General features: G+C 69.4%; 11 protein-coding genes. 7 read left to right on the top strand and 4 right to left on the bottom strand.

Annotation, left to right across the window (positions count from 1 at the left end; genetic code table 11):
- Positions 1–98 precede the first annotated feature (98 nt).
- From ATK74_RS02735 to ATK74_RS02725, 3 genes are read right to left on the bottom strand one after another with little or no spacing between them, the layout of a single operon-like run.
- Entirely contained in the window at positions 99–1,697 is a 1,599-nt protein-coding gene (locus ATK74_RS02735; RefSeq protein ID WP_098459606.1) for a YfjP family GTPase, read from the bottom strand.
- The gene (locus ATK74_RS02730) at positions 1,694–3,541 is read right to left on the bottom strand and encodes a GTPase family protein (RefSeq protein WP_098459605.1); all 1,848 of its coding nucleotides are present in this window, start codon (positions 3,539–3,541) and stop codon (positions 1,694–1,696) included. The genes ATK74_RS02735 and ATK74_RS02730 overlap by 4 nt, the downstream gene beginning before the upstream one ends.
- A gap of 9 nt (positions 3,542–3,550) precedes the next feature.
- On the bottom strand, positions 3,551–4,969 hold the full coding sequence (locus tag ATK74_RS02725) for a PrsW family intramembrane metalloprotease (protein ID WP_169923703.1): 1,419 nt from the start codon (positions 4,967–4,969) through the stop codon (positions 3,551–3,553).
- Between the two features lie 82 nt (positions 4,970–5,051).
- Between ATK74_RS02725 and ATK74_RS02720 the strand changes: the two genes are divergently transcribed.
- The 7 genes from ATK74_RS02720 to ATK74_RS02690 are packed head-to-tail and all read left to right on the top strand — an operon-like array spanning position 5,052 to position 11,970.
- Positions 5,052–5,666 (top strand): TetR/AcrR family transcriptional regulator, encoded by a 615-nt coding sequence (locus ATK74_RS02720; protein ID WP_169923702.1) that lies wholly within the window; start codon positions 5,052–5,054, stop codon positions 5,664–5,666.
- Positions 5,666–6,928 carry an HlyD family secretion protein gene (locus ATK74_RS02715; protein ID WP_098459602.1) on the top strand — a complete coding sequence of 421 codons (1,263 nt, stop codon included), beginning with the start codon at positions 5,666–5,668 and terminating at the stop codon, positions 6,926–6,928. The genes ATK74_RS02720 and ATK74_RS02715 overlap by 1 nt, the downstream gene beginning before the upstream one ends.
- 5 nt (positions 6,929–6,933) lie before the next feature.
- Complete coding sequence (locus ATK74_RS02710; protein WP_098459601.1) at positions 6,934–7,725, top strand: HlyD family secretion protein; 792 nt, start codon at positions 6,934–6,936, stop codon at positions 7,723–7,725.
- 2 nt (positions 7,726–7,727) lie between these two features.
- Positions 7,728–8,696, top strand: a complete 969-nt coding sequence (locus tag ATK74_RS02705) for an ABC transporter ATP-binding protein (RefSeq protein WP_098459600.1) — start codon at positions 7,728–7,730, stop codon at positions 8,694–8,696.
- Positions 8,693–9,838, top strand: coding sequence for an ABC transporter permease (locus ATK74_RS02700; RefSeq protein ID WP_098459599.1), 1,146 nt, complete (start codon positions 8,693–8,695; stop codon positions 9,836–9,838). The genes ATK74_RS02705 and ATK74_RS02700 overlap by 4 nt, the downstream gene beginning before the upstream one ends.
- Positions 9,835–10,956, top strand: coding sequence for an ABC transporter permease (locus ATK74_RS02695; protein ID WP_098459598.1), 1,122 nt, complete (start codon positions 9,835–9,837; stop codon positions 10,954–10,956). The genes ATK74_RS02700 and ATK74_RS02695 overlap by 4 nt, the downstream gene beginning before the upstream one ends.
- Before the next feature lie 9 nt (positions 10,957–10,965).
- The gene (locus ATK74_RS02690) at positions 10,966–11,970 is read left to right on the top strand and encodes an ABC transporter ATP-binding protein (RefSeq protein ID WP_098459597.1); all 1,005 of its coding nucleotides are present in this window, start codon (positions 10,966–10,968) and stop codon (positions 11,968–11,970) included.
- 3 nt (positions 11,971–11,973) lie between these two features.
- Here the strand turns inward: ATK74_RS02690 and ATK74_RS02685 are convergent, their stop codons facing one another.
- Positions 11,974–12,681 (bottom strand): M50 family metallopeptidase, encoded by a 708-nt coding sequence (locus ATK74_RS02685; RefSeq protein WP_245840632.1) that lies wholly within the window; start codon positions 12,679–12,681, stop codon positions 11,974–11,976.
- Between the last annotated feature and the right edge of the window lie 30 nt (positions 12,682–12,711).

Below are 12,711 nucleotides of genomic sequence, written 5' to 3'. Positions count from 1 at the left end.
TGCCCTTCACAGTGGGGGGTGAGAGCTCCTCACGGTCAGCGAACTGGGCTGCCTGTGGACGAGCCGAACCGGCTGTGGATCCCGCACGCAGCGCAGGATCAGGACGATGCCGCGGTCCGCAGCTGCCGACGTACCTCGTGGTAGCGGTCCAGCTCGGCCTGCAGCGGTGTGATCACCAGCTCGGCGACCACGGTCGTCACCGCGGCGGACAGCTCGCGCCGGGCCTTGGCCGCGCGCCGGGCCGCACCGGCCCAGACCAGCAGCCGGGACACTCCGGCCAGCACCAGGCCACCGCCGACTCCCCCGGCCAGCAGCCAGAAGCCCAACGGGTAGCCGTACCAGGTCAGTGCGGGCAGCGGCGGAACGCCCCATGACGTCAGCGTGGAGCCGGCGAAGAGGAACAGCGCCCCGGCCACGGCCGCGATGATCAGCACCCACTGGAGCAGCCCGATCAGCGGCCACCACCAGGCCCACCGGCGCCGGTCCAGGCTGACCTCGGCCACGGCCTTGTCCAACCGGTCGGCCAGGATCGCGTCGTTGGCGTGCGCGGCGGCCTCGACTGCCCGCGCCCAGCCGGCCGGAAGCCCGGTGCGGGCATGGTCGACCAGCAGCCGCATTCCCTTGTCCACCAGCGCCTTCTGGACGGCCGTGGCCGGCGGCAGCGACGTCCGGTTCACCTCGGTGGGCTGCGGCTCGGCCGGTGCCAGCTCGAGCCGGAACCGCTTGAGCGGGTCGGGCTTGATCCGTCCGATCCAGCTGACCAGGGGCCAACCGGTGGCGATCGCGCCGCGCCGGCGCCAGGACGTCCGGGTCGCCTCGACGACCAGGGACACCCCCGCAGCTTCCGCGAGCGCCGAGTCCACCTGCCGCACCAGGCTCGGGTTCACCCGGGCCGGCGCCTCGGGGCCGAGATCGCGGGTCAGGGCCTCGGCGGAGACGGTGACGTCGGCGGCCAGCCGCCGGGTCATGGCCTGCTTGTTCGCCACGGTCTGGGCCAGCGAGTCCCGCAACTGCCGGACGCCGCGTCCGGTGGCCGCCGACACCGCGATCAGCGGGGTGGCCCGCAGGCCCTCCTCGTCCAACAGCCGACGTAGGTCGGCCACACAGTTGTCCAGCTGGTCCGGTGGCAGCAGATCCACCTGGTTGAGCACGACCAGCATCACCTCGGCATGGCTGGCCAGCCGCCGCAGGTAGCCATCGTGCAGAGCCGCATCGGCATACTTCTGCGGATCGACCACCCAGATCATGGCGTCCACCAGCTCGATCAGCCGGTCCACATTGAGCCGGTGGCCGAGGTCGGCCGAGTCGTGGTCGGGCAGGTCCAGCAGGACCAGATCGGACAGCTCCCCGGGCTCGGCGGCGATCAGATGCCGTCGGGTGATGTCCAGCCAGTCGAGCAACTCGTGGGGCAGCTTGGTCCCCCAGCTGGCCGCCATGGCCTTCGAGGTGGTCGGACGGCGCAGCGCCACTTCGGCCAGTTCGGTGCCGCTGATGGCGTTGAACAGGCTCGACTTGCCCGAGCCGGTTGATCCGGCGATCGCGATCACCGTGTGTGAGCCGCTCAGCGCGACCCGGGTCCCGGCCCGCTCGATCACCTGACCGGCCGCGGTCAGCACGGCCTCGTCGCTGCGCCCGGCAGCCAACTCGGTGGCCGTACGCAACGCCTCGATCCGACGGTTCAGTCGGTCTTCACTCACGAGTGCTCCACCTCTTCGACCGGCGTCGACTCCTCGTCCCGCTCAGCCGGCTGCGGCTGCGGACGACGCGTCACTTCCGCAGCCAACGCGGCCAGCTCGGTGGGCACCGGAATGGCCGGGGCCTTCGGCACCGGAGCGCTGGTGAAGCGGTCGGCCTCGGCACGGGCCCGATCCAGTTCGGCCACGGCGGCCCGCAACTCCTCCGCCTGGCCCGGACGCACTTCGATCTGATCGAGGACAGCCTGGAACCGCGCCGACTCCGGTGCCAGCACCTGGGCGGTGCGGGCGTCCAACTGCTGCTTGGCCTGCCGGGCCAGGCGTCGGACGGCGTCCTCCCCGAAGACCGCTTCCAACAACCGCTGGGCCAGCACCGCGGTGCCGCCGGCGATGCCCACCTCGGCGCCGATCAGGCCGCCGGTCTGAGAGAAGACCACGATCATCAGGGCCACCCCGATGCCGTTCAGGCCGAGCGCCAGGTAGCGCGCCTTCGCCTTCTTCTGCTGGCCCTCGCTGGTCACCAAAGTGAGCACATCGCCCTGCCAGTCGCGGACGGCCTGAGCCGCGGCCGGGCCGAACTCGGGCAGCGTGCGCCCCAACTCCTCATGCTCGGCCAACAGCCGGCGTCCGGCCGGGTGGGCCTGCCAGCTGGCAACGACGCGGCGGACGGCAGCCTCGCCCTCTTCGCGCAGCAGGATCTCCAGCCCGGACTCCACGGCGATCTTCAGTTGGGCGGCCTGGCGAGGCTCGCCCTTCACGGCGGCGGTCAGCCGGTCTCGCATCCGGCCGATCTTCTGCTCGACCGCACGGAAGAACTCACCGGTCCCGACGAAGTCCTGCCAGCGGGCCAGCACCTCACCGCGCAGCATGGTTCCGTCCGCGGTCTGGGCCGAGATCGACTCGGCAGCCATGGCGAAGATCGACTCCACATCGCCACGCAGCGTGGCCACGGCATCCTGCTGGGCCTCAACGGCCTCGGCCACCTGCGGGGCCGCCGCAGCCAGCGCGGTGATCGCACCGTCCAGGGTCTGCACGACCACCTCATTGCGGCGCACAGCACTGTGGGCCAGTTCGGCCAGCCAGGAGCGAATCGGCGCCACCGCAGCGGCCGGCAGCAGCCCGTCGGCGTCCACCTCGGTCTCGGGCACCGCGAACAGCGGCGACTCGGCCAGCCCGCGCTGGCTCATCATCTGGCCCAGGTGGGCCGGGATATCGTCCACGGCTGCTGGTGGCAGCCGGTCCAGGACCACCGCGACCACGGCCTTGCGCTCGGCGGCCGAGCGCAGGTAGTCCCAGGGCACGGCATCGGCGTAGCGGGCCGCCGAGGTGACGAACAGCCACAGGTCGGCGGCAGCCAGCAACTGTCCGGCCAGCGCCCGGTTCTCGGCGACCACCGAGTCCAGGTCGGGAGCATCCAGCACGGCCAGCCCGCGAGGCAGGCTGGGCTCAGCCACCAGTTGCAGCGCGCGGACGTCCTGCGTCGGCCCGTCGCTGCGGGCCAGCCCGGGCAGCACCTGGGACGAGGTGAACCAGGCGGCATCGTCGGGATGATGCACCAAGACGGCGGCCCGGGTGGTCGGACGGATCACTCCGGCTGCGGTCACTGGACGTCCGATCAACGAGTTGACCAGGGTCGACTTGCCGGCTCCGGTGGAGCCGCCGACCACGGCCAGCAGCGGGGCGTCCAGTCGTCCAAGTCGGGGCAGCACGTAATCGTCGAGTTGAGCAGCCTGTTCCCGGGCCCGGCTCAGCACGGCCTGCGCGTCCGGGAGATCCAGCGGCAGCCGGACCGCACCCAAGGCTTCCCGCAACCTGACGAGCGCAGCCGAGAGGCTCTCCACGCTCATCGGTTCCTCCTAGCCTTTCGGCGGTCCCCAGCGGGGATCCACGGCCGAATACCCAGGTGATCCTAGCTGCGACGACTGGCCCGGCGCTGGCCAGTTCCCGCCAAGGCCGGCCGGACCGGGGTAGTTCGGTGGCTGGTAGGCGCTCGGCTGCCGTCGGCGCAGCCGAGGCAGGTTCAGCCGGCGCCCACGCGGATCGGCGATCGCCACCGGACGCAACTGGTGGGCCAGTTCGATCAGCTCCCGGGCCCGCACAGTGGCGGCCTGGTCGTAGAGGCCGCGCACCTGACCGTCACGCAGGTAGGCCAGCTCGGTCAGCGTCCGCTGCAGCCGGACCGTGGCCCACCAGACCCTGGGCCCGTGGGTGATCCCGATCAGCAGCGCCCAGGCCCGGGTGCGCAGCTTGGCGTTGACCAGCTGGTCGGCGGCCGGCAGCCAGCCGAGTTGGACGTAGTCGCCGAGCCGGGTTCGGATCCGCCGGCCCTCGGCCAGGATCTGCCGGATCACGTAGACCAGGGCGCCCAGCACCATCGGCAATGCGATCACGAAGTAGAGGACCATCTGGGTGCGTCCGTCGGCGAGGGTGGCCTGTGAGTTGAACAGCATGTGCAACCCGGCTGCGGCCAGGTAGCCGGCCAGCGGGGCCAGCACCCGGACCACCTTGCTGCGCGTGCGCAGGGCGACGGCCAGGCCGATCCCGGTCATCATGGTGAACAGCGGGTGCCCGAAGGCGGTGAGCACACCGCGGAGCAGCACGATCTGGGACAACGCGGCGTCCGCGTCACCGACCCCGATGTTCTGTGAGGAGAACACGATCACTCGCGAGTAGTAAATGATGTTCTCGGTGAAGGCGAAGCCAGCCGCCGACAGGCCAGCCAGGACGATCGTGGAGACCTTCGAGGTGAGCCGGTAGCGGGCCAGGATGGCGATCCCGAAGAGCACCGTGGCCTTGGCCGCTTCCTCGACGAAGGGCGCCACGAAGATCGCCGCCCGCGCCGAGCTGGCCGGATCCCCATCGCCGGCGATCGACAGGTGCTGGCCGGCCCAGGTGTTGGCGTAGATCGAGAGGAAGGTGGCGATCGCCGCCCCCCAGCCCAGGGCCAGGTACCAGATGGCGAACCGCTGTGGGCGGTAGCGATCAGCGAGCAGGAACAACACCGTCCAGACCGCAAGAGTGGGCAAGGCCAGCCAGGCAGAGGTGCGGATGGCAGAAGCATTCACTCCCTCGATGACGCCACCCTCGACCGGAATGTCCGCAGTGAGGAGCTGCCATTGGGCGGCCAGGGCGGCCACGAAGACCGCGGTGGCGCCGAGCAGGAGCCAGGTCCAGCCCGAGCGCAGGACGCGCTGCCAGAGCGGACCGGTCGGTGCGGCAGTCGTGCCCGGCAGGCCATTACGGCGCCTGGCCAGCTCTGCCACCGATTTGGTCATGCCGCACAGCCTACTTGGGCGTCGGGACGGCTCTCGTGGCGCACCCCTTGCACGAATCAAACTGTACGGTACAGTTTGATTCGTGACTGAGGGCCTCAGTGAACGACAGCGGGCGAAGCGGGCGCAGATCATCGATGCGGCGCATCGGATGTTCCTGGCCAACGGCTTCGCCGGCACCTCGATCGACGCCATCGTGGCCGAGGCCGGGGTGAGCAAGCAGACCCTGTACACCTACTTCCCCACCAAGATCGAACTGCTGGCTGCAGTGCTGTACGGCGGAATCAGCGAGATCAGCCTGCCCAGCGGCGAACCGGTCGCCCTCAACAGCCGGGACGACTTGCGGCGACTCCTGGTCGGCTTCTCGGTGCAGATCACCCGCAACCTGCTCGAACCGGAGGCCATCGCCCTGGTCCGCCTGGTGCTGGGCGAGGTGTTCCGAGTGCTCGAGCTGCGCAAGGTCTTCCGGGACGCCCTGCCGGGCCAGCTGTTGGCTCAGGTCCAGGCCATCCTGATCCGGGCTGCTGGGCAGGGTCTGATCCGACTGTCCGATCCCGACCTGGCCGCCCGGATGTTCGTCGGCCCGCTGATGACCTACATCGCTCTGGACGGGTTCCTCAGCGCCGAACCGGCCAACCCACCCAGCGTGCGCCAACTGGAGAAGATGGTCGACGCCTTCCTGACGCTGGTGGAGGCCTGATGCACCAGCCCACTCTCGTCCTCGCGCTGGCCGCCACCGTGGCACTGAGCGGTTGCGGCAGCAGCCCCGAGCTGCGCGTGATCGGCAACGTCACCGACGAGCAAGACGTCGTCGCCATGCCGGCCCTGGCCATGCCCGCGGTGAACCTGGATGCCGGCTTCACCCGCGCGTCCGGTCCGATCGACCCGGTGAGCGGACGCCAGGCCCAGACCACCAGCGGGGTGGCCGCGCGCTACAGCCTGGGCACCACGGCCACTCTGGACGAGCTGAAGGTGGCCGTCGGTGACCACGTCCGTACCGGCCAGCCGTTGGGCTCGGTGGATACCGCGGCCTTGGCCGCCCAGCTCACCTCGGCGAAGGCGGACGCCGCCGTGGCGTCGGCCCAGATCGGGGTGCTCCAGGCAGCCATCGACAGCACCTACGACGCCCAACACGACCTGGCCGATGCCCGCGCCAAGGTGAGTGATGCGATCAGCCAGCTGGAGTCCACCCGCAGCAAGCTGCTCAAGACGCGTCCCACGCTGCGCCACAAGCTCAGCCAGGTCGAGGACGGACTGGCTGCGGTGCAGCAGGCCATCGCTGCGCTCCCGCCGGGGATGCCGGTGCCACCCGAGCTGATCGCCAAGCAGCAGCAACTGACCGCGGCCCGCAGCCAACTGAAGGCCGGCCTGAAGAAGATCGACGCCGCCCTGCCGAAGCTGGCCGCCGGGCTGAAGAAGGCCCGCGCCGGACGAACCCGACTCGACAATGCCCGGGCCAAGCTCACCGACGGCCGAGCCAGCCTGTGCGATCTGCTCGGACTGGCTCGGATCGGTGCCGACACCATGAAGGTCCCGGTAGACCTGACCTCGGTGCAACTCGATCTGGCCGAACTGGTCGCGCCGCGCGCAGGGGTCGTGGTCTGGGTGGCGCAGCCCGGTGAGCAGCTGGCCGCTGGCGCCGATGCGGTCGCCATTCGTCCAGACCGGCCGAGCACCGTGACCGCCTGGCTGTCGCCGTCCCAGCTGGCCACGGTCTGCCTCGGCGATGCGGCGGACGTCCATGCCGACTGGTTGGCCGGCGACACCACGATCGCCGCCACCCTGACCCGGATCGCCCCCAGTGCGGACTACCCGCCGTCCAGCACCGGCACCGATGAGATCCACCTGACCAGAGCCGTCCAGGTGGAGTTCACCGCCACCGACCAGCTGCCGGCCGGCAGCCCCGTCGAACTCAGCATCCATGGCTGCCACCCGGCAGCAACTCTCGAGATGGACAGGTGACCACAATGGCCAAAGCGCGCAAGCACCCCCCGATCCCGGTGATCATCCTGGTGGTCGCCCTGCTGGCCGGAGCCGGCGGCTGGTGGTGGTGGAGTTCCACCCAGCCGAACCCGTCCACGACCGGACTGGACTTCACCGGCGCCGTGGAGAGCAACCAGTACCAGGTCGGCTCAGCGCTGGCCGGGCGGATCACCGCGGTCAAGGTCAGCGAGGGTGACCAGGTGACCAAGGGCCAGCCCCTGGTCGAGCTGGACGCTGCCGCGTTCACCCTGCAGAAGCAGCAGGCCCAACAGGGAGTGGTGGCCGCCAAGGCCGCGCTGACCAATGCCAAGAACGACGACGACTCCACCAAGGCCGACATCACCGCAGCGAAGGCGCGGCTCAGCCAGGCCGAGGCTGCCGTCAAACTGGCCGACGTTCAGCTGGGCTACACCAAGATCGCCGCTCCGCGCAGTGGCGTGGTGATCTCGGTGACCGCGAACACCGGCCAGAACGCCGCCCCCGGCAAGACTCTGCTCACCATCGCCGATCCGACCGATCTGTTCGTCCGAGTGTTCGTGCCGGAGACCCGGATCGGTCAGGTGAAGGTCGCAGCGCCGGCCACGGTCAGCACCGACTCCCTCAGCACCCGGTTCACCGGAACAGTGAGCTATGTGGCCAGTGAGGCTGAGTTCACCCCGAACACCGTCCAGACCGCCGAGCAGCGGGTGAAGCTGGTCTACGAGGTGCGGGTGAAGGTCAGCGACCCGTCCGGTGGCCTGAAGGCCGGCATGCCGGTGGACGTCAGCCTCGACTGAACATGACCACTCCGACCAGCCCTCCTCTGGCTGTCCGGGCCTCCGGCCTGGGCCGCAGCTTCGGTGACACCGTGGCCGTCGCCGAGCTGGATCTGGACGTCCCCCGCGGCGCGGTGTTCGGCCTGCTCGGGCCGGACGGGGCCGGCAAGTCGACCCTGATCCGGATGCTGGCCACGGTTCTGCTGCCCGACACCGGATCGGCGGAGGTCTTCGGACGCTCCGTGATCACCGAGCGGGACGCGGTCACGCCACTCATCGGTTACATGTCACAGAGGTTCTCGCTGTACCCCGACCTCTCGATCGCCGAGAATCTGGAGTTCTTCGCCCGGGTCCGTGGCGTCGGCCGCAGCGAGCGCCACCGCCGGGCCGCGTCCCTGCTGGAGAGCATGGGCCTGGCCGAGTTCGCCGATCGCCAGGCGCAGCACCTGTCCGGAGGAATGAAGCAGAAGCTGATGCTGGCCACCACCTTGATGCACTCCCCCGAGCTCCTGCTGCTGGATGAGCCCACCACCGGCGTCGACCCGGTCTCCCGGCGCGAGTTCTGGCGGATCCTGGCCGGCCTGCATCAGGACGGCACCACGGTGATCGTGGCCACCCCCTATATGGACGAGGCCGAACGCTGCACCCAGATCGCCTTCATCGACCGCGGCCGAATCCAGAATCAGGGCACTCCGGCCCAGATCAAGGCACTGGTGCCGGGCCGGCTGCTGGAAGTGATCGCCGCCGATCCGCGGGCCGCTCTGGCCGCCCTCCGCACACTGCCCGAGGCCGCGTCCCCGCATCTGTTCGGCGATGTGGTTCGGGTGCTGTGGCAGCAGCCGGACGATCCGGCCGCGCTGCTGATCCCGGCGCTGGCCAGGGCCGGAGTGCCCGGGGCCACGGTCCGGCCGGCCGCCATGGACATGGAGAGCGCCTTCGCCTTCCTGGCCGAGTCGTCGGCCCACTCGTCCCAGAGCGCTGGTGCGGCATGAGAGCGTCCCTGGACCGGATCGCGGCCATCGTGATCAAGGAGTTTCGGCATCTCGGCCGGGATCCGCGAGCACTGCTGGCCGTGGTGATCACTCCGGTGATCCAGTTGCTGCTGTTCGCCTACGCCATCAGCTTCGATGTCGATCACGTCCCGACCATTGTGGTCGACCTGGATCGCACCACCCAGTCTCGTGACTATCTGCGCTTGTACGAAGGCTCCACCTTCTTCACTGTGGTGTCCGAAGCCGACACCATGGACGCCGTGGATCAGGCCTTCGACCTGAACCAGGCCCACCTGGCGATCGTGATCGAGGCCGGCTTCGGCCGGCAACTTGCCAGCGGCGGCACCGGCCAGGTGGCGGTCCTGGTGGACGGCAGTGAGCCAACCTCGGCGCGGATCTCGCAGGCCTACACGGTCGCGGCCAACCAGCTCTACAACCAGCAGCTGACCCGCCAGTGGGCACAAGCACAGGGGCTGGATCTGTCCAGCCTGGGCGGCCTCGAGCCGCGAGTGCGCACCTGGTACAACCCGGAACGGCGATCCTCGGACTTCCTGATCCCGGGCCTGATGGTGGTGATCATCGCGATCGTCACCGTCCAGCAGACCGCGGTCACCCTGGTCCGCGAGCGGGACTTGGGCACCGAGGAGCAGCTCGACGTCAGCCCGCTGCGCAAAGTCGAGCTGATGGTCGCCAAGCTGCTGCCCTGGACGGCGATCGCCTTCCTGGACGTGGCGGTGATCATCTGCCTGGGGCAATGGCTCTTCGACGTCCCGTTGCGCGGCGATATCGGGGCTCTGGCGGTCGGCTCAGCGCTATTCGTCTTCGCCGCCCTCGGCCTCGGCCTACTGGTCTCGGCGATCGCCCCGACCACCGACACCGCCAACATCCTGGCCCTGTTGATCGCCTTCCTGCCGTCCTTCCTGCTGTCCGGGCTGGCCTTCGCCCTGGATCAGATCCCGGTTGTCCTGCAGTGGCTGAGCTACGCCTTCCCGGCTCGCTACATGGTCACCATCTCCCGAGTGGTCTTCCTCAAGGGTGGCGGCTTCGCCGAGGTCTGGCCCGAGCTGTTGGCCCTGGCCGGCTACGCCACCGTGATGATCCTGGTCTCCAGCGCCCTGCACGGACGGAGGGCCCGGCGATGAGCGGCAAGCGCATTCGACTGTTGATCTGGAAGGAGTTCCTCCAGCTGCGCCGCGACCCGATGCTGATCCGGCTGCTGATGCTGATGCCGGTGCTCCAGCTGATCCTGTTCGGCTATGTGGTGGCCGTCGACATCCGCAACCTGTCGACCGCCGTGGTGGATCTGGACCACAGCGCCACCTCCCAGAAGTTGGAGGCGGCCTTCACCGGCTCGGGCTACTTCCGGATCGTCTCCCACCCGGCCAGCGAGAACGAACTGCGTCCGCTGCTGGATCGCGGCACGGTGACGGTGGCCATCGTGATCCCGGAGGGCACCGAGGACCGACTGATCACCGGCCAGACGGCGCCGGTCGGCATCGTGGTGGACGGCTCGGACTCGCAGATCTCCGCGGTCGGCTCGGGCTATGCGTCCCAGATCATCGCCGGCTTCAACGCCGAACTGCGGGACGCGGCCGGGGTCAGCCTCAGCCCACCGGGCGTGGACGCCCGGATCCGGGTGATGTTCAACCCGACCATGGATCCGGTGAACACCATGATCCCCGGGCTGATTGCCGTGATCATGATGATCTCGCTGATGGCCATCCTGTCCCAGGCCGTGGTGAAGGAGCGCGAGTCGGGCACCTTGGAGCAGATGTTCGTCACCCCGATCAAGGCCGAGGAGTACCTGATCGGCAAGGTCACCCCCTATGCCGTGCTGGCCACCGCCCAGATGCTGGTGGTCGCCGTGGTGGGGATGCTCTGGTTCCGAGTGCCGTTCAGCGGCAATGTCTGGGTCGTGCTCACCGGCCTGGCCCTGTTCATGCTGACCAACATCGGGATGGGCCTGTTCGTCTCGCTGGTCTCCCGGACCCGGCAGCAGGCCCAGCAGGCCATGGCCTTCTTGATGATCCCCACCATGATCCTGTCCGGCTTCATCTTCCCGATCGAGTCGATGCCGGACCTGATCCAGCCGTTCACCAAGCTGATCCCGATGACCTGGGCGCTGATCGTGCTGCGCAACTCCTTCGTCAAGGGCAGCGACTTCGCCGCCCTGACCGTGCCACTGGTCGTACTGGCCGGCTTCGCCGTGGTGATCTTCACCGCGGCCGTCGTGGCCACCCGTCGTCGGATCTCGGACTGAGGAGGGCCGATGAGCAACGAAGAGCGGACCGAACGCGGCGGGCTGACCTCCCGCTTTCGCCGGGAGGCACCGACCACGGCCACCGAGAGCGAGCTGGCCATCTCGGTGCACGGGCTGACCAAGACCTTCGGTGACTTCACCGCCGTGGACGGGATCGACCTGGACGTCCCGCGCGGCCAGGTGTTCGGCTTCCTCGGCCCGAACGGCTCGGGGAAGACCACCACGATCCGGATGCTGACCGGGAACCTGCGGCCCAAGGCCGGACGGGCGCGCGTGCTCGGCGAGGACGTGATCCGGCACCCGGACCGGGTGCAGCGCCGGATCGGGTACATGAGCCAGAAGTTCTCGCTGTTCGAGGACATGACGGTGGCCGAGAACCTCAAGTTCTACGCCGGGGTCTACGACCTGACCGATGAGCAGTTCGCCCGGCAGCGGGAGTACATCTTGGAGATGGCCGACTTGAACGGACGCGAGCACGAGCTCACCCGGAACCTGTCGGTTGGGTGGCGGCAGCGGCTGGCCTTGGGTGCGGCCACTATCCACGAGCCGGAGTTGCTGTTCCTGGACGAGCCGACCTCCGGGGTCGATCCGGTCGCCCGGCGTCAGTTCTGGGATCTGCTCTACGAGCTGGCCGGACGAGGAGTGACCCTGTTCGTCACCACGCACTACATGGACGAAGCCGCGCACTGCAATCGGCTGGCCTTCATCTACCGGGGGCGCATCATCGCGTCCGGCAGCCCCTCCGAGATCCGCTCGACGTACTTCGACCAGCGGATCCTGGCCATCTCGACCGCGGACAACGAGGCCGCATTGTCCTGGCTGGAGCAGGCCGACGGGATCAGTGAGGCCTATCTGGCCGGCGCCTCGTTGCGGGCGGTGGTGCCGGCCACCTCGACGTTGCAAGCAGCGCAGCTGCAAGCCCGGCTGGCCACGGCCGGCCTTCCGGCAACGGTCAGCGCCACCGAGGCCAGCATCGAGGATGTGTTCTTGAGCCTGGTGGCCCGGCAGCGCTGAGGCTCAGCGCAGCAGTCCGGCCAGATCAGGGAGTAGTAGGACCGCACCGCCGAGCAGCGCGGCCACCGTGACGCCCAGCCAGCCCAGGCACCAGACCAAGCCGGGCACCCTGGTGATCGCAGCCAGCTGCGCGGCGTCCGAGCCGGCGCCGCGGTGGCCGATCAGTTCGATCACCGGACGCGGCCCGGACCACAACAGCAGCCAGGCCAGCAGGCTGGCGAGCACCCCGAGCAGCAGCGGCTGGGCATACCAGGAGGCCGCCGCGATCCCGGCACCGAGCAGGGCCACCACGAACAAGCCGTACAGGTTGCGGGTCCAGACCAGGACTGCGGCCAGTCCGAGCACGGTCAGCCACAGCGCCGCGGCGGCATGCCCGATGCTGACCAGCCAGGCCAGGCCCAGGCCGACCAGCCCGGGTGCGGCGTAACCGGCCAACAGGGTGGCCACCATTCCCGGGCCGCCCGGACGTCCGCGCGTCACCGTAAGCCCGGAGGTATCGGAGTGCACCCGGATGCCGGACAGCCGGCGTCCGCAGAGCCGCGCAACCAACGCGTGGCCCGCCTCGTGACTGATGGTGGCCAGCAGACGGACGGCCGGCCAGGCGACCAGGACCAGGGCAAGCGCCACCAGCCCACAGCCGAGCGCCCACTCCAGCGGGAGGCGCGGTCCGAGCTGGGTCAGCCGACGCCAGAACTCGATGACCAGATCCACGTCCCCAGTGTGCCGTGCCTGCGGCGCCCA

It is taken from the genome of Propionicimonas paludicola, assembly GCF_002563675.1.
Classification (GTDB): domain Bacteria; phylum Actinomycetota; class Actinomycetes; order Propionibacteriales; family Propionibacteriaceae; genus Propionicimonas; species Propionicimonas paludicola.
The sequence above is the reverse complement of the archived record's forward strand: the minus strand, read 5'-3'. Positions and strand labels throughout refer to the sequence as shown.